Below are 23,530 nucleotides of genomic sequence, written 5' to 3' on the forward strand. Positions count from 1 at the left end.
CCCAGAGCCCGAGCTGAGCCTAGAAATTCAGCAACAGACGTGCCACCGCAAGCGGAAATGTGTCGGGAGGATGAGATGAACTGCAAGGTAAAACTGGTCCTGATTTACGAAAGCAACGATGAAGAAGCGATCGCCCCTGTGCTGGCCAGATGGGCCTCGGCGGTTATAGCGCAACGCGCCGAATTCGAATGCTGCCTGCTCGATACCTCTCTGCGACGAGCAGCACTTCCCCATCTCACCCGAGCCGATGCCTTCCTGATTTTCGCGTCGGAGCAAAGCCATGGTTACTCCGCCGACCTGAAGGCCTTCATCGACCAGGTAGCGATTCGCTGGCAGGCCAGGCCGGTGGCCTTCATTGGCTATGGCGGTGAATCGGGAGGCATCCACGCTATCGGTCAGCTTCGCCAGGTCCTGGCGGGGCAGCACGCCGTGCCCATCTGCAGCGCAGTGACACTGGCCAATCCGTGGACGCTATTGGATGAGGATGGACTTTGGCGCGAGGCGGATCAGGCAAGAATCCCCATGGCACGCATGTTGGTCCAGCTGAACTGGTGGGCCAGAGCGCTTAGGTCTGCGCGGGAGCAAAAGCCCTATGAGCTGGTGAGCCAGTGACAGCAGCTCTGCAGGATTAGGCAAGTGGTGTGCAGTAATCGATTAATGGTTGCCAGTCCCTTAACCCTAATCTTTTTCCAGGCCCACTTGCGGGTGAACAGTGAAGCGGACAGGAAAAGACCATGATGAACATCGAAGGCAAAGTCATCGTAATTACCGGCGCCAGCAGCGGCATTGGTGAAGCCACTGCACGGCTGTTGGCCAGCCGCGGAGCGAAGGTGATGCTGGGTGCTCGGCGCACCGACCGCCTTGAGAAAATTGCAGATGATATTCAGGGCGCCGGTGGTAGCGCAGCGTTTCGCGCCCTCGACGTGACCAGCAGACAAGACGTCCAGAACTTCGTTGACTTCACCGTCACTCGTTTCGGTCGAGTCGATGTCCTGATCAACAACGCCGGTGTGATGCCGCTCTCCAAACTGGAAGCGCTCAAGGTGGACGAGTGGGATCGCATGATCGATGTCAACATCCGCGGGGTGTTGCACGGTATCGCCGCGACCCTTCCGCTGATGCAGCAACAACGCGCCGGGCAGATCATCAATATCGCCTCGATTGGTGCATACGCCGTCAGTCCGACCGCGGCTGTTTACTGCGCTACCAAGTACGCCGTGCGAGCCATTTCGGAGGGCCTCCGGCAGGAGGTCGGCGGAGACATCCGAGTAACCGTCATCGCACCTGGCGTAACCGAATCCGAGCTAGCTGAAAGCATCTCCGATGAAGGCGGTCGCGCCGAAATGGTGGCGTTCCGCAAGATCGCCATTCCGGCCGAGGCCATAGCCCGAGCGATTGCCTATGCCGTGGAACAGCCCGCAAACGTGGATGTAAGCGAGCTGATCGTGCGTCCCACGGCAAGCCCTTTCTGACTGTTGTGCAACCACGCTACTGGCCTTGTAACAGGCCAGCGAGCGCTATTGCCTAGACCAGCTGAGACAGACAAAGCAGAGGATGAAAAATGGCGAAACCGTCGGGAGATCAGAACAAGTACGTGGGCATGTGGGTTACCGCAGATGGCCGCATTCGTCATGAGTTGCTGGCTGGTGGACGCTATGACGAAGCCCGTGGCAAGAAGAAAAGTGCCTACCAGGGGCGCTACTGGCTTGAGGGCGACCATGTCGAATACGTGGACGATACCGGCTTCACCGCTGATGGCGAGTTCCGCGATGGTGTTCTTTACCACGCTGGGATGGTTCTCTATCGCGAAGAAGTCGAGCCCTCCATGTAATGCTTGGCGCTGCTGCCTGACCGACCGCTCTGGCCGAAAGCAGCCTGTCACCGGCGTTCGCTACCGGCCAGAAGCGGACGCTCTGGCCGTTAGTACGGATAGAGCCTTAGAGCAACGGGGGCTATTCACCCACCAACTGGATTACCGTCTTGCCCTTGCCGCGACCCTCCGCGACCTGGCGAAACGCCTCATTGACTCCACTCAGCGCAAAGCGCTGCTGATCGACCCGGATCGCCAACTGGCCTGTATTGGCCAGCGCGGCGGCCTCGCGCAGTATGGCCCCGTGATGTTCGCGGCCCTTGCCGGTAAGCAGCGGCGTCAGGGTGAAGACCCCCGAATAGGTGGCACTTTTGAACGATAGCGGCGCAAGGCTGTGCTGGCCCCAGCCGAGGCAGCTCAGGACATGCCCGGTATAAGGCTTCACGGCCTGAAAGGACGCATCCAGTGTGCTGCCGCCAACGGTGTCGTAGACGATATCGAAGCCCTCGCCGGCCGTGTATTGCGCGACATAGGCCTCCACGCTCTGCGCCTGGTAGTCGATAGCCGTGGCACCTAGCGAGCGAATGAAGTCCAGGCTCGCCGCCGAACCGGTGGCGTAGACTTCGGCACCGCGCGCCTTGGCCAGCTGTACCGCCACCTGGCCGACACCCCCGGCGCCGCCGTGGATCAGCACACGCTGACCTGTGCGCACATTGGCGCGATCCACCAGACCCTCCCACGCCGTGATGAACACCAATGGCAAGGCGGCCGCCTCACGCATGCTCAGCGTTTGCGGTTTGGGTGCGATCAGCCGGGCATCCACGGCGATGTATTCGGCCAGGGTGCCCTGGGCGCCGCCGATACCGCCGGCCATGCCGAAGACCTCCTGGCCAGTGATAAAGCCCTCGACCGCCTCGCCCAGCTCGACGACCGTGCCGGCCAGATCCAGGCCGAGCACCGCCGGCAGCGCCTGACGGGCATGAGCACCTGCGCCGGTGGCAATCTTGGTATCGAGCGGGTTGACACCCGCGGCGTGGACCCTGACCAGGACCTGCCCCTTGCCGAGAACAGGGCGGGCGACGTGGCGCACGGCCAGCGGGGCCTGGGCGGACTCGGCGATAGCGGCAAGCATCTGGTGTTTCATGATGGGAACCTCTCTGAAGTGGACGCTTACAGGTTGCCCCGCCTCATCCATTCCGATAAGAAGCTAAATTTTCATATTATTTATTCCCCACAGAGGCCGAATGGCGATGGATCTGTTCGACAACATGCGCATCTTCGTGCGCGTCGTGGAGCGTGGATCGTTTTCTGCCGTAGCTCGCGAGCTGAACATGGGCCAGCCTGCAGTAAGCAAGCAGGTCCGCGCCCTGGAGCAATATCTCGGCGGCCCCGTGTTCGCCCGCAGCACCCGGCACCTGGCGCTGACCGACCAGGGGCAACGCTTCTACAGCCACTGCCAGGACATTCTCGGCCAGCTCGAAAGCGCCACGCGCAGCTTCGCCAGCGGCCAGGAGCAGATCGCCGGCCCCATGCGCATCGCCGCACCGGTCAGCTACGGGAGATTGTGCATTGCGCCTCTGCTCGGGACCTTTCTGCAGCGCCACCCCGATGTGCGGATCGACCTGCGGCTAAGCGATCACAACGAAGACCTGCTCATGGAAAACATCGATCTGGCCATCCGCATCGGAGTGGTGAAAAGCGAGGGCCTGGTGGCCGTGTCCCTGGGCACCAGCGCGCGGCGTGTGTATGCCTCCCCCGCCTATCTGGATCGACACGGCCAGCCACGCGAGCCAGCTGAACTGGCAGGCCACAACTGCATCGGCTTCACCTTGCTGGAGCACTACGACCGCTGGCGCTTCACGCGCGGGAAGGACGCGAGCGATGTCGCCATCAAAGGCAACGTCACCAGCAACAGCAGCGAGGCCATTCGTGAAATGGTCCTCGGCGGTCTGGGCATCTCCCTCTCTCCAGAATGGCTGTTCGCCGCAGATCTCGAACAAGGCAGCGTGCGTAGCCTGCTCGACGATTATCAGACCACCGCGCTGCCCGTCAGCGCCGTGTTCAATCGTGAGCGACGTCGTTCGGCACGGACGATGGCGTTCGTCGATTTTCTCCGGGAGCACTTATAAGTCTCGGGCGCCGGCGCTGCGAATGGCACACACCTCTGCCAGGCATCACGCCGTGTTGTGCTGGAGCCACTCCGTGGGACTTGCCCCCACCTTGCGACGAAAGGTGCGGGCCAGCGCAGATGGACTTTCGTAACCGACCTCATCGGCAATCAGGGCGATGGGGCGGCCCTCTCGCAAGCGCTTCTGCGTCAGACTGATGCGCCAGTTCGCCAGGTAGTCCGCAGGGGTTATGCCTATGACGGTGCGAAAGTGCGCGGCAAAGCTCGCGCGCGACATGCCCGAGCGCTCAGCCAGTTCCGCCACCGACCAGTTGCGCTGGGGTTCGTTGTGAATGCCCACCAGGGCGCGGGAGAGCTGAGCGTTAGCCAGGCCGGCCATCATCCCCGAGGCAATACTGCGGTTGGCGATGAGGTGGCGCAGCAGCTGAATCACCATCAGCTCGAATAGCCGGTTGAGGATGACATCCCGACCACATTCGTCGCCGAAGGCTTCTTCGAACAGCCAGTCGAGGGTGCCATCGAGGCCCTGCAATTCGCGCAGCGGCTTGATGATGAAGTCCGGCAAGGCCAGGGTCAGCGGATTGTTGGCTCCGCCATCGAATTGCAAGGTGGCACACACCAACTCCGCTGCATCCGCTTCCGTCGCCAGCAACTGATGCTCCTGCGGGCGCACAGCCAGTATCAGGCTGGGCTCCGTCAGTTCGATCAGTCGGTTGCGTTTGTCCCTGAAGGCCAGGCGCCCCGAGCGCAACAAATGGGCGTGGCCGAAACTGTGCTGCCCATAAAGGCGGGTGGTGCCGCAGAACCCACCTTGGTGAAACGTGGAAGCGTGCAGGTTGAAGTGCTTGAGCAATGTCGAGAGCCGGTCCATGTCGCACCCACATTTAGACGATCTGTTGCATAACTTCGACGATCTGAATCCGAAAGGAAAGCCTCCGTCCCTAGCATGAACTCCAAGCTTGATCGACAAGCCGGTTAATCAACCTACTGGAGAACTACCATGACTCGTATCGCCGCTCTCTCGCTGGACCAGGCCCCTGCTGGCTCACGCGCTGCCCTTGAAGGCATTCAGAAAGGCCTCGGTTTCATTCCCAACGCATTCAAGACCCTGGCTCACTCGCCGGCCGCCCTGAACGGCTATCTGGGCCTCGCCCAGGCCATGGGTAAAAGCTCGCTGAGCCCCGCCGAGCGTGAAGTCGTTGCCCTGGCCACCTCGGAAATCAACGGTTGCGACTACTGCCTCGCCGCCCACACCTTCTTTGGCGCCAAGGCTGGCTTGAGCGATGAGGCCATCAGCCAAGCCCGTAGCGGCACACTCGGCGCGATAGCAGCGCTGGCGCACCAGATCACCGCAAGCCGCGGCCAACTGAGTGATGAGCAAATTGCTGCGGCACGTGCGGCCGGTCTCACCGACAGCAAGATCGTGGAGGTGGTTGCGCAGGTCACGCTGCTCACCCTGACCAATTACCTGAACAACATCGCTGCGACCGATATCGACTTCCCACCGTCGCCACGCTAGGGGGTAACCGCCATGAGCCAAGTGACTATCTACACCACCCGACACTGTCCCTACTGCGTCAGCGCCAAGCGGCTGCTATCGAGCAAGGGCATCACCCCCCACGAAATCGACGTTGAGGAATCACCACGGCATCTGACGGAAATGTTGCAGCGATCCCGGCGCAGAACCGTCCCGCAGATCTTTGTTGGTGATGTGCATGTCGGTGGCTTTGATGACCTGGCGAGCCTCGATCACAAGGGCGGGCTCGATGCACTGTTGCTCACCTGATGCACGAGAGTGCTCCGGAATGCGGTCCCATCCGGAGCACTCGTTATTTCCGCTCGACACCCAGATTCAAGTGCAGGCAGCGCTGTGTTTATCCACAAGCGACTCTGCCTTGCCTGGTCTCCTGTTCTGGCGGGTGCCTTGCCGCTCGCCCTTTCAGCCAATCAAGCCATATCGCTCTGACTGAACTCCTCGGCGAGGAAGTCGATCAGCGTGCGCACCGAAGGCAGCAGCCCGCGGCGTGAAGGGAAGATGGCGTGGACGATGCCGCAGCGGGGCGTCCAGCCCGGCAGCATCTCCACCAGCCGGCCGTCTGCCAGTTCCTCGCGCACCGATACCCGCGGCAGGTGGGCGATGCCCACGCCGGCCAGCGCGGCGTTGCGCAGGGCGAGCAGATCGTCGGTGACCATGCGCGGCCGGTGCGGGATTACCAGCCTGGCCTCGTCCTGCAGCAGCTCCCACTGGTAGTCGCGCTGCGTGCCGCCCCAGTGCAGGCTCGGCAGCCGGCCCAGATCCTCCGGCTGGAAGCCTGCCGGCAGGCTGGCCAGGTGATCCGGGTGGCCAACCAGGCATTGGGTACTGGCGCCCAGCACCTTCATCACCATGTCGGTGTTTTCCAGCGGCGGGAAGCGTACCCGCAGGGCGATGTCGAAGCCTTCGTGAAGCAGGTCGACCCGGCGGTTGGTGCTCTCGATGTACAGCTCCACCAGCGGGTACCTGAGCATGTAGCGGCTGAGCATCGGCCCGACCCAGGAGTTCAGCAGCGTGGTGGGGCAAGCCAGGCGCACCAGGCCGCGCGGCTCGGCGCGGTTGCGCTCGACCACCTCGGCCGCGCCCTCCGCCTCCACGCGCATCGCCAGACAGCGCCGGTAGTACTCCTGGCCGATCTCGGTGAGTGACAGGTGCCGGCTGGTGCGGTTCAGCAGGCGCACGCCGAGGCGCTCCTCGAGCTGGGCGATACGCCGGCTGAGCTTGGACTTGGGCATGTCCAGCGCGCGCCCGGCAGCGGCGAAGCCGCCGTGCTCAACCACCTGGGTGAAGTAATAGAGGCTGTTGAGGTCTTCCATGATCGTTCTCCAAACAGAACGCTAGAGGCAATTTTTGCAGTCTACCGCACCAATGGGTCCGAATTTAATCTTTCCTCCATGCAGTCAGCACTGCACGGCACCACCCAAACACACCCGCCGGCTCATTCGGCACCCAACTGCAACGCGAGGAACGCAACCATGACTACTTCTTTCAAATACAACCGTCTGGACAAAGATAACGCCGCCGTTCTGCTGGTCGACCACCAAGCCGGCTTGCTGTCCCTGGTGCGCGACATCGAGCCCGACAAGTTCAAGAACAATGTCCTGGCCCTGGCCGACCTCGCCAAGTTCTTCAACCTGCCGACCATCCTCACCACCAGCTTCGAAACCGGCCCCAACGGCCCGCTGGTTCCCGAGCTGAAGGAGATGTTCCCAGACGCGCCGTACATCGCCCGTCCCGGCCAGATCAACGCCTGGGACAACGAAGACTTCGTCAAGGCAATCAAGGCCACCGGCAAGAAGCAGCTGATCATCGCCGGCGTGGTCACCGAGGTGTGCGTAGCGTTCCCGGCACTGTCGGCCATCGAGGAAGGCTTCGATGTGTTCGTGGTCACCGATGCCTCCGGCACCTTCAACCAGATCACCCGCGACTCCGCCTGGAGCCGCATGACCCAGGCAGGCGCGCAGCTGATGAACTGGTTCGCCGTGGCCTGCGAACTGCACCGCGACTGGCGCAACGATGTGGAAGGCCTGGCCAAGATCTGCTCCGACCACATCCCGGACTACCGCAACCTGATCACCAGCTACAGCGCCCTGACCGCAGCCAAGTGATGCATCCATAAACAAAAACCGGAGCCTGTATCGGGCTCCGGTTTTTTGTGTTGCGCTCAACCTGCGCAGGCGCTGCATCTATTGCGGCAGCTTGGCGATCACCTTGATCTCGAAGTCGAAACCGGACAGCCAGGTCACGCCGATGGCGGTGACCGTCGGGTAGGGCGCTTCGCCCCAGTACTCGGCGGCTACCTCCCAGATGGTCTCGAATTTCGAGTCGGGATCGACCATGAAGATGGTCGTGTCGACCACGTCATCGAAACTGCTGCCGGCCTCGGCCAGGATCGCATTGAGATTGGCAAAGGCCAGGCGCACTTGGGCGGCGAGGTCCGGTTCGGCCGAGCCATCCTTGCGGCTGCCCACCTGTCCGGAGACGAACAGGAAACCATTGGAGCGAATCGCCGGCGAGTAGCGGTGAAGCTCGTACAGGGCGTGGCGGTCTGGCGGGAATACGACATCACGTTTGCTGCTCATGGCATACCTCCAGTGGGGCCATCGCGGCCCGCTATTGACGATGGAGCCACTGTAGAAAGGCGGCCGGCCTGGATAAACGAGCAACTCTGGTCATGACTGTTTGTAGAATCCAAACTATCCAGACCCGAGTGAGACGTGAAATGGACCGTTTCAACGCGATGCAGGCCTTTGCCCGAGTGGTGGAAACTGGCAGCTTCACCAAGGCGGCCGCCACCCTGAACATGAGCAAGACCAGCGTGACCCAGCTGGTCCAGCAGCTGGAGGCCAGGCTGCGCGTGCGCCTGCTCAACCGCACGACACGCAAGGTCAACGTCACCGCCGATGGCGCGGTCTACTACGAGCGCGTCGTCCGTCTGCTGGCCGATCTGGACGACGCCGAGACCAGCCTGTCCAGCGCCACGATGGCACCGCGCGGGCGGCTCCGGGTGGACGTGCCCAGCCCGCTGGCGCGCATGCAGTTGATACCGGCCTTGCCCGGATTCTATGCACGCTACCCGGAAATCCAGCTGACCATGGGCGTGAGCGATCGCATCGTCGATATCATCGGCGAGAACGTCGACTGCGTGGTGCGTGGCGGCGAGATCACCGACCAGTCCCTGGTGGCGCGGCATGTGGGCGACCTGCAACTCGGTGTCTATGCCGCGCCGAGTTACCTGCAGCGCGCCGGACAGCCAGCGCACCCGCGCGAGCTGGAAGAGGGTCGCCACACCACCGTCGGCTATCTCTGGTTTCGCACCGGCAAGGCCCTGCCCATTGCGATGCAGCGCGGCGAGGAACGCATCGAGGCCCAGGGGCGCGCGCTGCTGACGGTCGACGATGGCAACGCGTATCTCGCCGCGGGTCTCGCCGGGCTGGGCATGCTCTGGTTGCCGCATTACATGGCCAAGCCGCACCTGGCCAGCGGCGAGTTGCTGCCGCTGTTCGAGGACTGGCGCATGGCACCGATGCCCATGTACCTGGCATTTCCGCCGAATCGCCATGTCAGCGCCAAGCTGCGCGTATTCATCGACTGGGTCATCGAATTGCTGGCCGAGCATGCGCCGATAACGGGGCGGGATTGATGCGGCGATCACGTCACTGGTCGGTCGCCGCCTGATTAACCTGCTTCAAACGACGGCATGGGATAACCTTGCATCTCGAATCAACCATGAGCCGTGAATTGAACGATGGGTTTTGAGCAACTAGCTGAGCTACGTGACCGCCTGCGGGCCGAAAAAGAGCAGGTGAAAACCGATAGCGCGAAACCGCGCAAGCGGAAGTCATCCCAGCCAACCAAGCCTCGCGAGCAGGATCCTGCAGTGGAAGCGATCTGGCGATTGCAGATGCACTTCCCGCTGGCCTTCCCGGTCAATCCGGCGCCCAAGGTGCCGCTCAAGGAGGGCATCCTCAAGGATGCCGAGCAACACCTGGAGCTGCTCGGCATCACCGCCGAACAGCTCAAGCTGGGCCTCGCCACCTGGTGCCGTGGCAGCCGCTACTGGACCAGCATGACGGAGAACGCGCCGCGTCTGGACCTGCAAGGCCAGGCAGTTGGCACGGTGACGGCGACTCAGGCGCAACATGCGAAGCAACAGGCCAAGCGCCAGCGCATGCAGGCACGGCGTAATCAGTCGAAGCCGAAAGAGCCTGCTCAGGCTCCCGCCGCCGACACCACGGCGGAACAGGCCGCGGACTAACCACTCGCGCTTGACGTCGGGTCGCCTCACCAAACCCGTCACCGGCAAGCAGCGCGAATGCTGCTTGCCGTCGCTCCCATGGTGCGAGGGTGATGATGTGGCGACTCGAAGACCTGCTGGGCAATCCCTGCCGACCTGATTTCAGCGCCTCAGCGAGAAGAGCCGAGGGCGGCGCCGGCCACTCCCGCGTGGTCGGCGCGCTGGCTCGAACCTGCCCTCAAGAGCGCTGCAGCCAGCTGAGGAATTTGCCCTTCTTGATCGTCACCGGCTTCTGCTCCAGCAGCGAGGCACTGGCCTGCTGACGGAAGCTTTGCAACTTGGCCAGCGCGCTGCCCACTTCGCTGCGTTGCTCCAGGCAGGCGTCCAGCGCTTCCTTGTCGAGGCTGTAGAGCACCCCCGAACTGAGCGCGGTGAAGCGCGCCTCGGACGGCGTGCCGAAGGTGACGCCCTGCTCACCCATGACCTCGCCCGGGCCCATGCGTCCGGCCTCGATCATGTCGCTGCCATTGGGCACGGCGGCCGATATGACACCGGTACCGATCAGCAGCAGCTGCTCGCTGACTTCGCCGACTTCCAGCACCACCTGGCCCTTGCTGAAGGTATGGGCCACCAGCAGTTCGGCCAATCGATCCTTGTCCTCGGCATCCAGCGCACGGAAAATTTTCACGTCGTCGAGCAGGACACGCTGGCGGCTGCGCGGCACATCGACATGCTCGGTGCCGCGCAGAATGCCAGCGGCCTGCAGATGTCGGTGAGCGAGGTCGAACAGCTGATTGCGCACCTCGCTCGAGCTGCTGCCGGCGGCCACGAATGCACTCATCTCGTACTCCACCATGCTCAGGTCGGAGCTCTTGACCGACACCTTCGGCTTGGGCTTCTGCAGCAGCGCACTGACGCCTTGCAGGGCGCGATTGAGGGCGTCGAGCACCAGGACTGGTCGCACCTGCACCGGCACGCTGATGCTCAGTTTGACGTTATCGATATCGGTGGAGCGATTGAGGTTGAGAACCTTGGTCTTGGCGGCCACCGAGTTGGGGATTACCACAGTGCTGCCCTGGCTGGTGCGCAGGTGCGTGGCGCGCCAGTCGATCTCGATCACCTTGCCTTCGATGCCGTCGATCGATACCCAGTCATCCAGGCGATAGGGTTTGGTGGTGTTCAGCACGATGCCGGAGAACACGTCGCCCAGGGTGTTCTGCAGCGCCAGGCCGATGACGATGGCGACTACCCCGGAGGTGGCCAGCAGGCCCTTGACCGGCAGCTGCATGATGTAGGCCGCCGCCGCGACTATGGCCGCCAGGAAGATCACCGCGCCCAGCACGTCCTGTAGCAGGCGACCGGTGTGGCCGCTGCGCGGCATCAGCAGCACGCCGAGCACCACGGTCAGGGTGCGCGCAAAGAGCAGCCACCAGGCGATACCCAAGGCGGAGCCGAGCATGCTCAGCGCCGGCTCGCTCCACGGCGGCGGCTGCAGCGGGCTCATCCCGGCACTGATGATGGCCAGGCTGTAGGCAATGAAGATCCCCAGGCGCAGCAGCACCCGCAAGACCTTGGCCTCGGCCGGCAACAGGCGCCAGCACGCAAGGTCGGCGAGCAGCAGGACGACGCCGATGGTGAGTGGGTGTTGGGCGATCAGTGCAAACATGGAGGGTTCCACTGCAGGAAAAGGAACAGACACCAAGCATGACTGGATTGCCGGCAAAGATGAATGGACCGCGACCACATCTTCGACGCCAACCGCGGCCGAACCTGCCATCCAGGAGCTGGCTTGCCGACTGCCGTGGAGGACTGCCGCAGGCGAAGTGCTGCGGAGCAAAATCACGGCGCACCGACATGCAGCTGACAGCCATCCGCCCTGGCCATTAGGCTACGGCCAGGCGCTGCAGCGATGGCGGCCCAATCCACTCGGCAAACTGGCGGTGAGCGTGGACAGGTTTCAGGAAATGAAAGTGCTGCTGGCCGTGACGGAAGCGCAGAGCTTTGCCGGCGGCGCCAAGCTGCTGGGCATGTCGCCGCCGAGCGTGACCCGGGCGATTGCGGCGCTGGAAAACCGCCTCGGCACCCTGCTGCTGGCACGCAGCACGCGCAGCCTGCGCCTGACCGAGGCCGGCCGGCGCTATGTGGAAGACTGCCGGCGCATTCTGCTGGAACTGGAGGAAGCCGAAGAACTCGCTGCCGGCGCCAGCGTGCGGGTGCGCGGTACTCTGACCGTTACCGCGCCGGTGATGTTCGGCGAGCTGCATGTCATCCCGCTGATCAGCGATTTTCTCGCCGCGCACGCGGAGCTGAACATCAACGCGCTGCTGGTGGATCGCCCGGTCAACATGGCCGAGGAAGGCGTGGATGTGGCCATCCGCATTGGTCGCCTGCCGGAGGGTGACTACCATGCGCTGAAGGTGGGCGAAGTGCGTTCGGTGATCTGCGCATCGCCCAGTTACCTGGACCAGGTGGCCAGACCGCAAACCCCGGACGACCTGTTGACCGCGCAGATCATCATGACTTCCGCCAGCGCCGCGATGACCCAGTGGCAACTGATGGGCCCCACCGGCCTGATCACCCTGCCCCTGAAACCACGCCTGACCGTCAGCTCCAACCAGGCGGCGATCCTTGCCGCGAGCCTGGGCGGCGGCTTCGCCCGCGTGCTCTCGTACCAGGCCGCCGAAGCCCTGGGCAAAGGTGAACTGGAACTGGTACTGGAAGACTTCGCCCCCCCACCGCTGCCGATTCATGTGGTCTACCTCGGCTCGCGGCCATCGGCCAAGGTGCGCAGCTTCGTCGATTACTGCGTGGCGCGTTTCCAACAGAACCCTGCGCTGAACGCCGCCACGGCCCCATGAACCGCTTTCGTGAAATGCAGGTGTTTCTCGCCGTGGCCGAGGCTGGCAGCCTGGCCGCGGCCGCGCGGGCCGTGGGCTTATCCATCGCCACCGTCATGCGCACCCTCGCCACGCTGGAGGCACGCCTGAATGCCCCCCTGCTACTGCGCGGCGCACGCGGCACGGGACTGAGCCCGGCCGGCATGCGGTTCGCCGCCAGCTGCCGGCAGATACTCGCGGGCGTGGAACAGGCCGAATGCTCCGCGATTGGCCAGCATGCGCATCCTGCCGGGCAGCTGACGCTCTCGGCACCGCTGCTGATGAGCCATCAGGTGCTCACCCCTGTGGTGCTGGACTATCTGGCGGCGTATCCCGAGGTCAGCATCGTCACCGAAACCCGCGAAGACCTGCCGCGCCTGGTGGAGGATGGCATCGATGTGGCACTGGTGGTGGGCCACCTGCCTGACTCCAGCGGCTTTGCCATTGCCGTCGGCGCCGTAGCGCCTATCGTCTGCGCGGCGCCGGCCTATCTGCAGCAGTGGGGCCGGCCGCTGAGCCCGGACGATCTCGCTGCCCACCAGACCATCGTCACCAGCAGCACCGGCCATGTGGCCGAGTGGCGTTTTCGCGGTGAGCACGGCGTGCGCCTGGTGCGCCCTGCTCCGCGCCTGAACTGCACCACCCAGCAGGCGGCGATCCGCGCGGCGGTCAGCGGCCTGGGCCTGGTGCGCTGCATGAGCCACGAGGCCCACCGGGAGCTGCAGAGTGGCCTGCTGGTGCCGGTACTGAGCGACTTCGCCTTGCCCAGCCTGCCCGCTCACCTGATCTACCGGGAAGGCCGCCGAGCGGCGGCGCGCACGCGTACCTTCATCGACTTCAGCGTGCCGCTGCTGCGCGCCCATCCCGCCCTGCGCGGAGCCTGAAGCCCCGCCTCAGCGAAGCTGCTGCGCCTGCACAATTTCATAAATCGCAATTATCGATTGCGTTTTATGGTGATTCCGCCATCGAGTGCATTGACTCAATCTACAGCCATCGACGCGAACCCACCCCCCACGCTTCGGTTTCGATCACTCTCACGCAAGGAATCACGCCATGTCCCGCACCCCGATCAAGCTCTACCACTTCCCGCTGTCCGGCCACGCTCACCGCGTCCAACTGATGCTGTCGCTGCTGCAACTGCCCACCGAGCTCGTCTTCGTCGACCTGGCCAAGGGCGAGCACAAGCAGGAGCGTTTCCTGGCCATCAACGCCTTCGGCCAGGTGCCCGTGATCGACGACAACGGCGTGATCCTCAGCGACTCCAACGCCATCCTGGTGTACCTGGCCAAGCAGTACGGCGCAGGCCGCTGGCTGTCCGAAGAGCCGGCTGCCGCAGCCCAGGTGCAGCGCTGGTTGTCGGTAGCTGCCGGGCAGCTCGCCTTTGGCCCGGCAGCGGCCCGCTTGATCACCGTGTTCGGCGCCAAGTTCAATGCCGAAGAAGTGATCAACCGCGCCCATGCCCTGCTCACCCTGATGGAAGGCGAACTCGATGCCGCGCCCTTCCTGACCGGCTCGACGCCGACCATCGCCGATGTCGCCAACTACAGTTACATCGCCCATGCCCCGGAAGGAAACGTGTCGCTGGAGGCCTACCCGAACGTGCGGGCCTGGCTGCAGCGCATCGAAGCACTGCCCGGTTTCGTGGCCATGCCGCGCACCGCTGCGGGTCTGCAAGCCAACTGAGTGTCGACCAGGCTGCCGGGTTTCCCGGCAGCCCTCTCAAGGAGCGCGTTATGGACCATCTACCCAAGCACCGCAAATCGCCCTGGCATGCCGGCGAACGCCAGCTGCAGGAAGCCGTGCACGCCACCGAGCGCATGGAAGTGATCGGGCAGAAGGTCATCCGCGACTACATGCCCGACCAGCACCGCGAGTTCTACCACCAGCTGCCGTTCATGGTGGTCGGCGCGGTAGATGCAGACGGCCGCCCCTGGGCCACCCTGCTCGAAGGGCCGGAAGGCTTCGTCACCTCAGCCGACCCGCAGCACCTGTTCCTTGCCACTCAGCCCGACTCGCAAGACCCGGCAGCCGCCGGACTGCAGGCAGGCAACTCTATCGGCATGCTCGGCATCGAGCTGCATACCCGCCGGCGCAACCGCATCAACGGCGTGATCCAGCAGGCTTCGGCCGCCGGCTTCGCGGTGGAGGTCGAGCATTCCTACGGCAACTGCCCCAAGTACATCCAGGAACGCTCCTACACCCGCGTCACCGTGCCGACAGGTGGCAAGCCGCCGCGCCAGGACTTCGCCGGCCTGGACGCCTACAGCAGCGAGCTGATCCGCGCCGCCGACACTTTCTTCATCGCCAGCTACATCGAGCATGACGACCACAGCCGTTCGGTGGACGTCTCCCATCGCGGCGGCCGCGCCGGTTTTGTCAGGGTCGAGGGCAACCGCCTGACCATTCCCGACTACGCCGGCAACCTGTTCTTCAACACCCTGGGCAACCTGCAGGCCAACCCCATCGCCGGCCTGCTGTTCGTCGACTTCGCCAGTGGCGACATGCTGCAAGTCAGCGGGCGCACCGAGCTGCTGCTCGACAGCCCGCTGACCAAGTCCTTCGAGGGCGCCGAGCGGCTGTGGACGGTCGAGGTTGAGCACGTGGTGCTGCGCCCGGCCGCCTTGGGCATCCGCTGGCAGTTCCACGACTACGCGCCGACCAGCCTGGCCACCGGCACCTGGGCGGAGACCGAGGAGCGCGTGCGCCAGTACGAGCAACGCCGGCAGTGGCAGCAATGGCGCGTGGCGCGGGTGCAGCAGGAGAGCAGCGACATCCGCTCGCTGTTCCTCGTCCCGCAGGACAACGCCAACGTGCCCTTCGCCGCCGGCCAGCACCTGCCGATGCGCCTGCAGGCCGGCGACGAGGCCCTGGTCAGGACCTACAGCGTCTCCAGCGCACCGTCCGACGGCCACATCCGCATCAGCGTGAAACTGCAGGGCAAGGCCTCGCGCCACCTGCACGAAAACGTCCAGGTCGGCGATCTGCTGGAAGTACGCGCACCGCTGGGTAGCTTCACCCTGGTCGATGAAACCGATCGGCCGGTGGTGCTGATCGGCGCCGGCGTCGGCATCACCCCGATGGTGTCCATGGCCCGCGAGCTGGTGGCGCAGAACCGCCAGCACCAGCGCGAGCGGCACATCCATCTGTTCCACAGTGCCCGCAGCCTGGCCGACCTGCCCTTCCGCGAGGAGCTGACGGCGCTGCAACAGCGGGCGTCCGGCCTGCTGCATATCCACCGCGCGCTGAGCAGCCCAGACACAGATGCACAGCTCGAACGCGACTACCAACTGGCTGGCCGCCTGAGCTTCGCCCAGGTCAAGGCACGCCTGCCGCTGGACGACTACGACTTCTACCTGTGCGGCCCCAGCGGTTTCCTGCAGGACATGTACGACGGCCTGCGCGGCCTCAACATTCCCGACCAGCGCATCCACGCCGAGGCCTTCGGCCCGTCCGCCCTGCGCCGTTCGCAGAGCGAGCAGCCGCCGAGCCTGGAGCAGCCACCGGCGGCCACGGTGCCGGTGCCGGTGTACTTCTCCGCCTCGGCCGCCGAGGCGCGCTGGAAGCCCGACAGCGGCAGCCTGCTGGAGTTGGCCGAAAGCCGGGGCCTGAGTCCCGAATTCAGCTGCCGCGGCGGCTCCTGCGGCACCTGCGCCGCCCGGCTGGTCAGCGGCGCCGTGCACTACCCCAATCCGCCAGCGCAGTTGCCGGACGGCGACAACGTGCTGATCTGCTGCGCCGTGCCGGCGCATACCGAAGGCAACACCCAACCCCTGGTGCTGGATATCTGACGAGGAGACCGCGAGATGAACAGAAGCGATCTGCAAAACTGGGATATGCAGCCACCCGTGCAGTGGCCCGATACACCCACATCGTTCTCGGCAAACCGTGACGCCATGGAATGGGAGGCGAACCTGCTGCTGCCACAGATGGCCGCGGCACTCGAACATCCCTGCTCCGCCGCGTCGACCAATCGCCTGGTCAGCCTGTGGCGAGCACTGCGCACCGGCATTCGCCAGCCACAAGCCAGCGCCACGCATCACTGAGCAACCCGCCCCCTTCACCTTCGCCAACAGGAGCAAGCCCATGTCCACGCCCGAAATCCGCCAACCGGTGCCGCCCTTCACCCGCGAGACTGCCATCCTCAAGGTCCGCCTGGCCGAGGACGGCTGGAACAGCCGCGATGCCGGCAAGGTGGCCCTGGCCTATACCCCCGATACCAGGTGGCGCAACCGCGCCGAGTTCGCCACCAGCCGCGCCGAGGCCGAGGCCTTTCTGCGGCGCAAGTGGAACAAGGAGCTGGAGTACCGCCTGATCAAGGAGCTGTGGGCATTCACCGACAACCGCATCGCCGTGCGCTACGCCTACGAGTGGCGCGACGACTCCGGCAACTGGTTCCGCTCGTACGGCAACGAGAACTGGGAGTTCGCCGAGAACGGCCTGATGGCCCATCGCTTCGCCTGCATCAACGACCTGCCGATCAGCGAGGCCGAGCGCAAATTCCGCTGGCCGCTGGGGCGGCGACCGGATGAGCATCCGGGGCTGTCGGAGCTGGGTTTGTAACGACGCCAGGTGTCCCGCTTCCGGGCGGAAGCGGGCATGCCCGGATGGCGTGAGCGCGCGTCATCAGCGCAGTTTTTCCATCATCTGGTAGTACCACATGCCGGCAGCCAGCATCGGGTTGCCGAACACATCGCCCATCGGCACTTTGATGTGCTTGCAGGCGGCGAAGGTGTCGTAGTGGCCGAGGGTGCCGGTCAGGGCGTTGGCCATGATCTCGCCCATGATATGGGTGGTGGCGATGCCGTGGCCGGAGTAGCCCTGGCAGTACCAGACGTTCTGCGACAGCTTGCCCAGCTGCGGGATGCGGTTCATCACGATGCCCATGGCGCAGCTCCACTGGAACTCGATCTCCACGCCCTTGAGCTGGGGGAAGGTGCGTTCGATGCACGGGCGCAGCTCGCCGGCGATATCGCGCGAGTCGCGGCCTGAGTAGTTGGCGCCACCGCCGAACAGCAGGCGGCCGTCGTTGGTCATGCGGTAGTAGTCGAGCACGAAGCGGCAGTCGTACACGGCCAGGGTCTGCGGGTTGAGCTCCTTGGCCAGCTCGCCCAGCGGCGCAGTGGTGACGATGCCGCCCATGGCCGGGAAGATCATGCCCTTGAGCTGCTTGCGCGCCAGCTTGTGGTAGACGTCGCCGGCCAGCAGCACCTGCTTGGCGTCGATGCGGCCCTGGGCGGTGATCACCGCCGGGTTGGCGCCCTGGACGATGTCCAGCACCTCGGAATGCTCGAAGATCAGCGCGCCCAGGCTCGCGGCGGCCTTGGCCTCGCCGATGCAAAGGTTGAGCGGGTGCAGGTGCATGTTGCGGGTGTTCTTGATCGCACCCAGGTAGATGTCGCTGGCCAGGTGTTCGCGCACGCCGGCGGCATCGAGCAGGCTCACGTCGTCACCCATACCGCGCTCGATGGCCTCGGCGTAGGAGGCGCGCAGCTCGTCCATGTGCGCAGGCTTCATCGCCGCGTGCAGGTGGCCGTGGCGCAGATCGCACTGGATGCCGTACTTGGCCACGCGGTTTTTGATGATCTCGTGGCCGCGCCAGCGCAGATGCCAGATGAAGTCGTCGACTTCCTCGCCCAGGGTATTGCGCATCTGCTTGCGCATGGCCGCATCGCCCGACAGGCTGCCGGTGACCTGGCCGCCGTTGCGCCCGGTGGCGCCCCAGCCGATCTTGTGGGTCTCGACGATGGCCACCTTGAGGCCGCGCTCGGCCAGCTCCACCGCGGTGGCGACGCCGGTGAAGCCGCCGCCGATGATGGCGACATCGACGCTGACCTGGCCCTGCAGGGTCGGGTAGTTGGTCTCCTCGTTCAGCGTGGCGCTGTAGTAGGACTTGGCCCGCTCGGCTGCGGCGATAACGGGTTGGGTGGCGGCGTTCATCGTTGCTTTCCTCTGTGGCCGGCCCAGCGCGCGGGTCGGCTGTTCTTGTTCTGTATCAGGGTGCTGGTCCGGCGCCTGCTCGCCTCGTCTAGCTGACGGTGCACGCGGATCGAGCGGGACGCATCGCTATCCAAGGCATGCAAAAACGCGTGTTCAGCAGATAAGTGTTCCGGACCAGGGCGTCCGCGCATATGCGCGAGGAATTGCTCAAGGGGCGAGCGGGCGATCCGGTGGGCGGGCGTGGCGACAGTGCCAGAGGGCCCAGAAGGCGAGGATTTCGGGGAGCAGCGCGACGCTGTCGCCAACCCTGGATAGGCAAGGACTGGACACAAGGCTGGAACGGCGGCTGGGCGAACTCATGAAGGCGAGACTCGCACGGCGGCTAATCCGGGTTAAATCCGATTCTTTGCACGCTCAGTTCATCGCTTGCTAAACAATTTGGACTCATGGCTGATACTGGAACGGCCGCCCTAGGCCCTCCTCTATCTGCCCGGAGAGGTACCAGACGCCGGCCAGCACACCGCGGTCCGGGCTGCTCAGCAGTGCCCTGGACTCCTGGTCGAGCGCCACCGCCAGGCTGTGCCGCAGCTGCGCCTCGCTCTCCGGGCGGGCGGCGTCACGGCTGATCAGGGTGAAGATGGTCGCGCCCAGGGACAGCGCCGTACCGGCCACCCTGCCAACCATGGCGGCCACCGCGCTGACCGCGCCACTGGTGGTCATCTCGTCGACCAGGCGCTCGCTGGTGCGCTGGGCCACCAGGGAGATGCCGGGGTCGGCCGACCAGTCGCCGCCGGGCACGGCGCCCACCCGTTCGAGCAGTGCGGCATAGGCCGGCAGGCGCTCCAGCGGGTCGGCGTGGATCAGTTGGTAGAGGCTGGCGCCTGGCTCGCCGGAGATCACCGGCAGCGCGGCCAGGCGCTGGTCGAACTGATCCTGGGGGACGCCGTGACGCCCGGGGATGGTCTGCAGACGCATGTCCAGCTGGCGCACATAGATGCGGGTGGAGGCATGCAGGATGCGCTCGGGCGAGACCTCCTCGGCCACCGGCTCGAGCACCAGCTCCTGGTATTCCTCCTGCAGGTAGGCGGCGAGGCGCCGCACCGTAGGATCGTCCTCGTCGGCGCCGAGCTTGTACCAGGACACCTTGAAGCTCAGCCACTGTTGGGTCCAGTAGCCGTAGAACCAGGGAATGAACTCCTCGTCGGTCTGCCGCTGCACCAGCGCCAGCCAGCGCTGCATGGCCTCCAGCGCGTGCTGGCGGGCCTGGTCCTCGGCACTGCGCGAGGCGGCGGCGATGTCCTGGTCGACCTGGCGCCAGGTGCTCGCGGAGACATGCACGGGCGGATCGCTGGCGCAGCCGACCAGCAACCCGGCCAGCAGCGGGATGCAAAGGCGCCGGCGCGCGGCGACCAGCCATGCGGTGCTCATGTGATATCGCCTGCCCGCCGCTGCGGCGAGCCGCCCTTCCCTTTCCCGACAGGTCGCAGGTCAAGCCCCGCTACCCGCCCGGCCCCCGCTCCAACGGAACGTCCAGCACGCCCGACCCTGGTGGTTTCAGTATAGGAGCCGGCGCCTCGGCGGAGCGCAGAAACGACAACCGCCCGAGAGGGCGGTTGTGTTGATCGCGACAATGGAGGCGCGGGTTATTCGCGTTGCAGGTCGTCCTGCTTGGCCAGGAATTCCTCTTCCAACAGGGCATCGGTGAGCAGCACGTCGCCGGCTTCGACGAAGCGGCCGGTGGAGAGAGTTTTGCCCTCCAGGCGCCCGGTCAGGTGTTCCAGGGCATGGCGCATCTTCTCGGCGGCGCCGTCGATGGCCAGGCCCATGGCCTCGGCCTTGTGCGTCACGGAGATGGGCTGATGGCCCTTGGGCCGGGCCTCGATCTGGCAGCGCTTGTCGTCGCCGCCGGACTTGTGCGCGTTCTCATCGCTGATGTGGACGACCACCCGGGTCAGCAGCTCGTCGAAATGTTCGAGCCTGTCCATCACCTCCGCGCTTACCCATTCCTGAAGCCGAGCACTACCTTCGATCTGATTGGTGCGAACTTGAACTTGCATGGGGCTTCCTCGTTTTCCTGGGGTGTTCCGAGGTACTGCGGCTGCGGGGTCAGGCGGGTGAAGCATCTCCTCTGGTGTGCCTGCGAAGCGCCGTGCGCCGACCATCGGCGCACCACTCCCCTTGCTGGGCCACACAACTTCGAATGGACCGAGGCGTCTGCCACGGTCCGGATGAATCTCTGGCTCCAGTCTTACTACAGGCGCTGCCGGTGAGCAAATCCAGGATGGCGCACCCCCGTCGCACGAGTGTTGCAGCAGATTGCGCTAGTCGGCCTGCCGCGCCCGCAGGCTGGCCATCATGCGCTCGGCGTTCTCGTTGCACAGCATGCCCTCGGGCTTGTTCTCGATATCGGCGATGGTGGCCAGCAGCTGTGCCTTGTTCTGCGCCAGACGCGCCTGCATCACCTCGATTTCCTCGACCTTGCGCTTGAGCGCGGCGAGCAGCTCGTCGTGGGGCCAGCTCTGCGCCACCGGGTCGGGCAGCAGGCGGCGGATCTCCTCCAGACTGAAGCCCGACTGCTGGGCGCGAGTGATCACCGCCAGGACCTGCTCGGTCTGTGCCGGGTATTCGCGATAGCCGTTGGCCTGACGCTGGGCGGCGATCAGCCCGCTGGCCTCGTAGAAGCGGATGCGCGAGGCGGCCAGGCCGGTGCGTTTCGCCAGTTCACCGATCTTCATGAAATGCTCCGTGGGGTATTGACCTTGAAGTTAACTTTAATCTTAGGCTTCACCCATCGTCCACCGGGAGAACCCTTCATGAGCCCCTTCCAGCCCCTGCAACTGCCCAACGGCACCAGCATTCCCAACCGCATTGCCAAGGCCGCCATGGAAGAGAACATGGCCAGCATCGACCAGGGCCCCTCCGCCGAGCTGCTGCGCCTGTACCGGGCCTGGGCCGAGGGTGGTGCCGGGCTGCTGCTGACCGGCAACGTGATGATCGACCGCCACGCCATGACCGGCCCTGGCGGCGTGGTGCTGGAAGACGACAGCCTGCTGCAGCGCTTCCGCGAATGGGCCAAGGTCGGCCGCGCCAAGGGCGCGCAGTTCTGGATGCAGCTCAACCACCCGGGGCGGCAGATGCAGGCCAACCTCGGCCAGCCGACCGTGGCGCCCTCCGCCGTGCCCCTGGAGCTGGGCAGCTTCTCCAAGATGTTCCCGCTGCCCAAGGCGCTGGACGACGCGGAAATCGGCGCGCTGATCCAGCGCTTCGCCAACAGCGCCGAGCTCGCCGAACGCGCCGGCTTCAGCGGTGTGCAGGTTCACGCTGCCCACGGTTACCTGCTCAGCCAGTTCCTCTCGCCACTGTCCAACCAGCGCACGGACCGCTGGGGCGGGCCGCTGGAAAACCGTGCCCGCCTGCTGCTGGAAGTGGTCAAGGCGGTGCGAGCGCGCGTTTCGCCGGGCTTCTGCGTGGCGGTCAAGCTCAACTCGGCGGACTTCCAGCGCGGCGGTTTCGACGCCGCCGACGCCAAGCGCGTGGTGGAGATGCTCAATGAGCTGGACGTCGACCTGGTCGAACTGTCCGGCGGCAGCTACGAGGCCCCGGCCATGCAAGGCGACGCCCGCGACGGCCGCACCCTGGCGCGCGAGGCCTACTTCCTCGAATTCGCCGGCGAGATCGCCTCCGTGGCGCGCATGCCGGTGATGGTTACCGGCGGCATCCGTCGCCTGCCGGTGGTGGAGAAAGTGCTGGAAAGCGGCGTGGCCATGGCCGGCATCGCCACCGCCCTGGCCATCGACCCGGCGCTGCCCGAGCACTGGCGCCAGGGCCGCGAGCGTCGTGCCGAACTGGCGCCGATCGCCTGGAAACGCAAGGCCCTGGCCTCGCTGGCCTACATGGCGGCGGTGAAGTTCCAGCTGCGCCGTCTTAGCCAGGGCCACCAGCCCAACCCGGACGTGTCGCCACTGCGCGCCCTGATCGGCGAGCAGCTGCGTATCGCCCGCCGCGCCCGCCAGTACAAGCGCTGGATCGCCAGCCGCGCCGGCTAACGCAGGCCGTCCAGGGCCTGGCGGCTGCGTTCGAACCAGCCCAGCAGGTAGTCCGCCAGGGCCTGGGTGCGGCGCGGCAGGGTGCCCTGCCAGGGATGCACGAGGAACACCGGCGTACTGCGGGTCTGGTGATCGCGCAGCAGCCAGACCAGACGGCCGTCGCCAAGTTCGTCCTGCACCATGTAGGACGGCAGGCGCGCCACGCCGGCGCCGCTCAGCGCCGCCTTCTTCAACAGGCTGTAGTGATTGCTGGCCAGGTTGCCGGACACCCGCACCCGCTCCAGCTGATGCTGGCGGTGGTACAGCCACTCCTCGAAACCGCTGTAGTGGGTGTTCAGCAGGCACTGGTGCGCGCCCAGCTCGGCCGGCGTCTGCGGTTTGCCGTGGCGTGCCAGGTAGGCCGGCGCGGCGCAGGTGATTTCCTGCAGGGCGAACAGCGGCTTGGCCACCAGGCGCTCGTCCGGACTTACGCCGGAACGGATGGCCAGGTCGAAGCCGTCCGCCACCAGGTCGCGATAGACATTGGCCAGGTCCAGCTCGACCCGCACTTGCGGGTAGCGGCTGGCGAAGTCCAGCAACAACGCATCGAAGAAGGTCTCGCCGAGGGACACCGGCACGGTCAGACGCACCGTACCGCTGACCTCCTCCTGCAGGCTGCGCACCACCTGGCGCGCGCGCTGGGCCTGGGCCTGCAGCGCCTGGGCCTCGGGCAGCAGGGCGGCGCCGGCGGCGGTCAGGTGCAGCCGGCGCGTGGTGCGGTGCAGCAGCTGGCTGCCGAGGCTGCGTTCCAGGCCGCTGATACGTTTGGACAGCTGGCCCTTGCTGCAGCCCAGACGCTCGGCCGCGGCGGTGAAGCTGCCGGCTTCCACCAGCAGAGCGAAGGCGGCCAGGTCTTCCAGTTCGCTCATGGCGTGGCGCTCATTGTTTCCTGATGAGAACCAAAGGTTTCACATTGCCAGGAT

General features: G+C 65.2%; 26 protein-coding genes. 16 read left to right on the forward strand and 10 right to left on the reverse strand.

Annotated features, from left to right (window positions below; translation table 11 throughout):
* The first annotated feature begins 75 nt into the window (after window positions 1-75).
* The 3 genes from IB232_RS07100 (at window position 76) to IB232_RS07110 (ending at window position 1,831) form a co-directional block, all read left to right on the forward strand.
* The gene (locus IB232_RS07100) at window positions 76-612 is read left to right on the forward strand and encodes an NADPH-dependent FMN reductase (protein WP_192397811.1); all 537 of its coding nucleotides are present in this window, start codon (window positions 76-78) and stop codon (window positions 610-612) included.
* A gap of 122 nt (window positions 613-734) precedes the next feature.
* On the forward strand, window positions 735-1,472 hold the full coding sequence (locus IB232_RS07105; protein ID WP_192397812.1) for an SDR family oxidoreductase: 738 nt from the start codon (window positions 735-737) through the stop codon (window positions 1,470-1,472).
* An 89-nt stretch (window positions 1,473-1,561) separates the two neighbouring features.
* On the forward strand, window positions 1,562-1,831 hold the full coding sequence (locus IB232_RS07110) for an Atu4866 domain-containing protein (protein ID WP_192397813.1): 270 nt from the start codon (window positions 1,562-1,564) through the stop codon (window positions 1,829-1,831).
* A gap of 121 nt (window positions 1,832-1,952) precedes the next feature.
* Here IB232_RS07110 and IB232_RS07115 read toward each other — a convergent pair whose 3' ends face one another.
* Complete coding sequence (locus IB232_RS07115) at window positions 1,953-2,954, reverse strand: zinc-dependent alcohol dehydrogenase family protein (RefSeq protein ID WP_192397814.1); 1,002 nt, start codon at window positions 2,952-2,954, stop codon at window positions 1,953-1,955.
* Window positions 2,955-3,060: 106 nt separating this feature from the next.
* Here IB232_RS07115 and IB232_RS07120 point away from each other — a divergent pair, with 106 nt between their 5' ends.
* Window positions 3,061-3,939 carry a LysR family transcriptional regulator gene (locus IB232_RS07120; RefSeq protein ID WP_192397815.1) on the forward strand — a complete coding sequence of 293 codons (879 nt, stop codon included), beginning with the start codon at window positions 3,061-3,063 and terminating at the stop codon, window positions 3,937-3,939.
* Between the two features lie 45 nt (window positions 3,940-3,984).
* Here IB232_RS07120 and IB232_RS07125 read toward each other — a convergent pair whose 3' ends face one another.
* Window positions 3,985-4,809: an AraC family transcriptional regulator gene (locus IB232_RS07125; RefSeq protein WP_192397816.1), complete on the reverse strand. Its 825-nt coding sequence runs from the start codon at window positions 4,807-4,809 to the stop codon at window positions 3,985-3,987.
* Between the two features lie 129 nt (window positions 4,810-4,938).
* On the opposite strand from IB232_RS07125, the gene IB232_RS07130 reads away from it, so the two are divergent.
* Window positions 4,939-5,457, forward strand: a complete 519-nt coding sequence (locus IB232_RS07130) for a carboxymuconolactone decarboxylase family protein (RefSeq protein ID WP_192397817.1) — start codon at window positions 4,939-4,941, stop codon at window positions 5,455-5,457.
* A gap of 12 nt (window positions 5,458-5,469) precedes the next feature.
* Entirely contained in the window at window positions 5,470-5,724 is a 255-nt protein-coding gene (grxC, locus tag IB232_RS07135; RefSeq protein ID WP_192397818.1) for a glutaredoxin 3, read from the forward strand.
* A 161-nt stretch (window positions 5,725-5,885) separates the two neighbouring features.
* Here the strand turns inward: grxC and IB232_RS07140 are convergent, their stop codons facing one another.
* Window positions 5,886-6,788 carry a LysR substrate-binding domain-containing protein gene (locus tag IB232_RS07140; protein ID WP_192397819.1) on the reverse strand — a complete coding sequence of 301 codons (903 nt, stop codon included), beginning with the start codon at window positions 6,786-6,788 and terminating at the stop codon, window positions 5,886-5,888.
* A gap of 159 nt (window positions 6,789-6,947) precedes the next feature.
* Between IB232_RS07140 and ycaC the strand changes: the two genes are divergently transcribed.
* Window positions 6,948-7,580 (forward strand): isochorismate family cysteine hydrolase YcaC, encoded by a 633-nt coding sequence (gene ycaC, locus IB232_RS07145; RefSeq protein ID WP_192397820.1) that lies wholly within the window; start codon window positions 6,948-6,950, stop codon window positions 7,578-7,580.
* 78 nt (window positions 7,581-7,658) lie between these two features.
* On the opposite strand, the gene IB232_RS07150 is transcribed toward ycaC, so the two are convergent.
* Window positions 7,659-8,054 (reverse strand): RidA family protein, encoded by a 396-nt coding sequence (locus tag IB232_RS07150; protein ID WP_192397821.1) that lies wholly within the window; start codon window positions 8,052-8,054, stop codon window positions 7,659-7,661.
* Between the two features lie 140 nt (window positions 8,055-8,194).
* Between IB232_RS07150 and IB232_RS07155 the strand changes: the two genes are divergently transcribed.
* Window positions 8,195-9,115: a LysR family transcriptional regulator gene (locus IB232_RS07155; RefSeq protein ID WP_192397822.1), complete on the forward strand. Its 921-nt coding sequence runs from the start codon at window positions 8,195-8,197 to the stop codon at window positions 9,113-9,115.
* A gap of 105 nt (window positions 9,116-9,220) precedes the next feature.
* The gene (locus IB232_RS07160) at window positions 9,221-9,730 is read left to right on the forward strand and encodes a ProQ/FinO family protein (RefSeq protein ID WP_192397823.1); all 510 of its coding nucleotides are present in this window, start codon (window positions 9,221-9,223) and stop codon (window positions 9,728-9,730) included.
* A gap of 217 nt (window positions 9,731-9,947) precedes the next feature.
* On the opposite strand, the gene IB232_RS07165 is transcribed toward IB232_RS07160, so the two are convergent.
* Window positions 9,948-11,375, reverse strand: coding sequence for a mechanosensitive ion channel family protein (locus IB232_RS07165; protein ID WP_192397824.1), 1,428 nt, complete (start codon window positions 11,373-11,375; stop codon window positions 9,948-9,950).
* Window positions 11,376-11,673: 298 nt separating this feature from the next.
* Here IB232_RS07165 and IB232_RS07170 point away from each other — a divergent pair, with 298 nt between their 5' ends.
* The 6 genes from IB232_RS07170 (at window position 11,674) to IB232_RS07195 (ending at window position 17,145) form a co-directional block, all read left to right on the forward strand.
* Window positions 11,674-12,567, forward strand: coding sequence for a LysR family transcriptional regulator (locus tag IB232_RS07170; RefSeq protein ID WP_192397825.1), 894 nt, complete (start codon window positions 11,674-11,676; stop codon window positions 12,565-12,567).
* Window positions 12,564-13,469 (forward strand): LysR family transcriptional regulator, encoded by a 906-nt coding sequence (locus tag IB232_RS07175; RefSeq protein ID WP_192397826.1) that lies wholly within the window; start codon window positions 12,564-12,566, stop codon window positions 13,467-13,469. Before IB232_RS07170 ends, IB232_RS07175 begins: the two co-directional genes overlap by 4 nt.
* A gap of 169 nt (window positions 13,470-13,638) precedes the next feature.
* Complete coding sequence (locus tag IB232_RS07180; RefSeq protein WP_192397827.1) at window positions 13,639-14,268, forward strand: glutathione S-transferase family protein; 630 nt, start codon at window positions 13,639-13,641, stop codon at window positions 14,266-14,268.
* Window positions 14,269-14,318: 50 nt separating this feature from the next.
* Window positions 14,319-16,373 carry a pyridoxamine 5'-phosphate oxidase family protein gene (locus IB232_RS07185; RefSeq protein WP_192397828.1) on the forward strand — a complete coding sequence of 685 codons (2,055 nt, stop codon included), beginning with the start codon at window positions 14,319-14,321 and terminating at the stop codon, window positions 16,371-16,373.
* Window positions 16,374-16,388: 15 nt separating this feature from the next.
* Complete coding sequence (locus IB232_RS07190; RefSeq protein ID WP_192397829.1) at window positions 16,389-16,628, forward strand: hypothetical protein; 240 nt, start codon at window positions 16,389-16,391, stop codon at window positions 16,626-16,628.
* A 40-nt stretch (window positions 16,629-16,668) separates the two neighbouring features.
* Entirely contained in the window at window positions 16,669-17,145 is a 477-nt protein-coding gene (locus tag IB232_RS07195; protein ID WP_192397830.1) for a DUF1348 family protein, read from the forward strand.
* Between the two features lie 63 nt (window positions 17,146-17,208).
* Here the strand turns inward: IB232_RS07195 and IB232_RS07200 are convergent, their stop codons facing one another.
* The 4 genes from IB232_RS07200 to IB232_RS07215 form a co-directional block, all read right to left on the reverse strand.
* Window positions 17,209-18,522, reverse strand: a complete 1,314-nt coding sequence (locus IB232_RS07200) for an NAD(P)/FAD-dependent oxidoreductase (RefSeq protein WP_192397831.1) — start codon at window positions 18,520-18,522, stop codon at window positions 17,209-17,211.
* A 444-nt stretch (window positions 18,523-18,966) separates the two neighbouring features.
* Window positions 18,967-19,950 (reverse strand): hypothetical protein, encoded by a 984-nt coding sequence (locus tag IB232_RS07205; RefSeq protein ID WP_192397832.1) that lies wholly within the window; start codon window positions 19,948-19,950, stop codon window positions 18,967-18,969.
* Between the two features lie 215 nt (window positions 19,951-20,165).
* Complete coding sequence (locus IB232_RS07210) at window positions 20,166-20,579, reverse strand: HPF/RaiA family ribosome-associated protein (RefSeq protein ID WP_192397833.1); 414 nt, start codon at window positions 20,577-20,579, stop codon at window positions 20,166-20,168.
* A gap of 264 nt (window positions 20,580-20,843) precedes the next feature.
* A complete protein-coding gene (locus IB232_RS07215) occupies window positions 20,844-21,257 on the reverse strand; it encodes a MerR family transcriptional regulator (RefSeq protein WP_192397834.1) in 414 nt (137 codons plus the stop codon).
* A gap of 78 nt (window positions 21,258-21,335) precedes the next feature.
* Between IB232_RS07215 and IB232_RS07220 the strand changes: the two genes are divergently transcribed.
* Entirely contained in the window at window positions 21,336-22,568 is a 1,233-nt protein-coding gene (locus IB232_RS07220) for an NADH:flavin oxidoreductase/NADH oxidase family protein (protein ID WP_192397835.1), read from the forward strand.
* Here the strand turns inward: IB232_RS07220 and IB232_RS07225 are convergent.
* Window positions 22,565-23,476 carry a LysR family transcriptional regulator gene (locus IB232_RS07225; RefSeq protein WP_192397836.1) on the reverse strand — a complete coding sequence of 304 codons (912 nt, stop codon included), beginning with the start codon at window positions 23,474-23,476 and terminating at the stop codon, window positions 22,565-22,567. The genes IB232_RS07220 and IB232_RS07225 overlap by 4 nt on opposite strands.
* Between the last annotated feature and the right edge of the window lie 54 nt (window positions 23,477-23,530).

This window comes from Pseudomonas sp. PDM15 (genome assembly GCF_014851565.1).
Lineage (GTDB): Bacteria > Pseudomonadota > Gammaproteobacteria > Pseudomonadales > Pseudomonadaceae > Aquipseudomonas.

Bases quoted from the DNA above. Each gene is read 5' to 3' on its own strand.
- grxC (WP_192397818.1), top strand. From the start codon at position 5,470: ATGAGCCAAGTGACTATCTACACCACCCGACACTGTCCCTACTGCGTC.
- IB232_RS07185 (WP_192397828.1), top strand. From the start codon at position 14,319: ATGGACCATCTACCCAAGCACCGCAAATCGCCCTGGCATGCCGGCGAA.
- IB232_RS07215 (WP_192397834.1), bottom strand. From the start codon at position 21,257: ATGAAGATCGGTGAACTGGCGAAACGCACCGGCCTGGCCGCCTCGCGC.
- IB232_RS07100 (WP_192397811.1), top strand. From the start codon at position 76: ATGAACTGCAAGGTAAAACTGGTCCTGATTTACGAAAGCAACGATGAA.
- IB232_RS07155 (WP_192397822.1), top strand. From the start codon at position 8,195: ATGGACCGTTTCAACGCGATGCAGGCCTTTGCCCGAGTGGTGGAAACT.
- IB232_RS07205 (WP_192397832.1), bottom strand. From the start codon at position 19,950: ATGAGCACCGCATGGCTGGTCGCCGCGCGCCGGCGCCTTTGCATCCCG.
- IB232_RS07200 (WP_192397831.1), bottom strand. From the start codon at position 18,522: ATGAACGCCGCCACCCAACCCGTTATCGCCGCAGCCGAGCGGGCCAAG.
- IB232_RS07180 (WP_192397827.1), top strand. From the start codon at position 13,639: ATGTCCCGCACCCCGATCAAGCTCTACCACTTCCCGCTGTCCGGCCAC.
- IB232_RS07165 (WP_192397824.1), bottom strand. From the start codon at position 11,375: ATGTTTGCACTGATCGCCCAACACCCACTCACCATCGGCGTCGTCCTG.
- IB232_RS07110 (WP_192397813.1), top strand. From the start codon at position 1,562: ATGGCGAAACCGTCGGGAGATCAGAACAAGTACGTGGGCATGTGGGTT.
- IB232_RS07225 (WP_192397836.1), bottom strand. From the start codon at position 23,476: ATGAGCGAACTGGAAGACCTGGCCGCCTTCGCTCTGCTGGTGGAAGCC.
- IB232_RS07220 (WP_192397835.1), top strand. From the start codon at position 21,336: ATGAGCCCCTTCCAGCCCCTGCAACTGCCCAACGGCACCAGCATTCCC.
- IB232_RS07130 (WP_192397817.1), top strand. From the start codon at position 4,939: ATGACTCGTATCGCCGCTCTCTCGCTGGACCAGGCCCCTGCTGGCTCA.
- IB232_RS07190 (WP_192397829.1), top strand. From the start codon at position 16,389: ATGAACAGAAGCGATCTGCAAAACTGGGATATGCAGCCACCCGTGCAG.
- IB232_RS07105 (WP_192397812.1), top strand. From the start codon at position 735: ATGATGAACATCGAAGGCAAAGTCATCGTAATTACCGGCGCCAGCAGC.
- IB232_RS07125 (WP_192397816.1), bottom strand. From the start codon at position 4,809: ATGGACCGGCTCTCGACATTGCTCAAGCACTTCAACCTGCACGCTTCC.
- IB232_RS07115 (WP_192397814.1), bottom strand. From the start codon at position 2,954: ATGAAACACCAGATGCTTGCCGCTATCGCCGAGTCCGCCCAGGCCCCG.
- IB232_RS07120 (WP_192397815.1), top strand. From the start codon at position 3,061: ATGGATCTGTTCGACAACATGCGCATCTTCGTGCGCGTCGTGGAGCGT.
- IB232_RS07160 (WP_192397823.1), top strand. From the start codon at position 9,221: ATGGGTTTTGAGCAACTAGCTGAGCTACGTGACCGCCTGCGGGCCGAA.
- IB232_RS07140 (WP_192397819.1), bottom strand. From the start codon at position 6,788: ATGGAAGACCTCAACAGCCTCTATTACTTCACCCAGGTGGTTGAGCAC.
- ycaC (WP_192397820.1), top strand. From the start codon at position 6,948: ATGACTACTTCTTTCAAATACAACCGTCTGGACAAAGATAACGCCGCC.
- IB232_RS07195 (WP_192397830.1), top strand. From the start codon at position 16,669: ATGTCCACGCCCGAAATCCGCCAACCGGTGCCGCCCTTCACCCGCGAG.
- IB232_RS07170 (WP_192397825.1), top strand. From the start codon at position 11,674: ATGAAAGTGCTGCTGGCCGTGACGGAAGCGCAGAGCTTTGCCGGCGGC.
- IB232_RS07150 (WP_192397821.1), bottom strand. From the start codon at position 8,054: ATGAGCAGCAAACGTGATGTCGTATTCCCGCCAGACCGCCACGCCCTG.
- IB232_RS07175 (WP_192397826.1), top strand. From the start codon at position 12,564: ATGAACCGCTTTCGTGAAATGCAGGTGTTTCTCGCCGTGGCCGAGGCT.
- IB232_RS07210 (WP_192397833.1), bottom strand. From the start codon at position 20,579: ATGCAAGTTCAAGTTCGCACCAATCAGATCGAAGGTAGTGCTCGGCTT.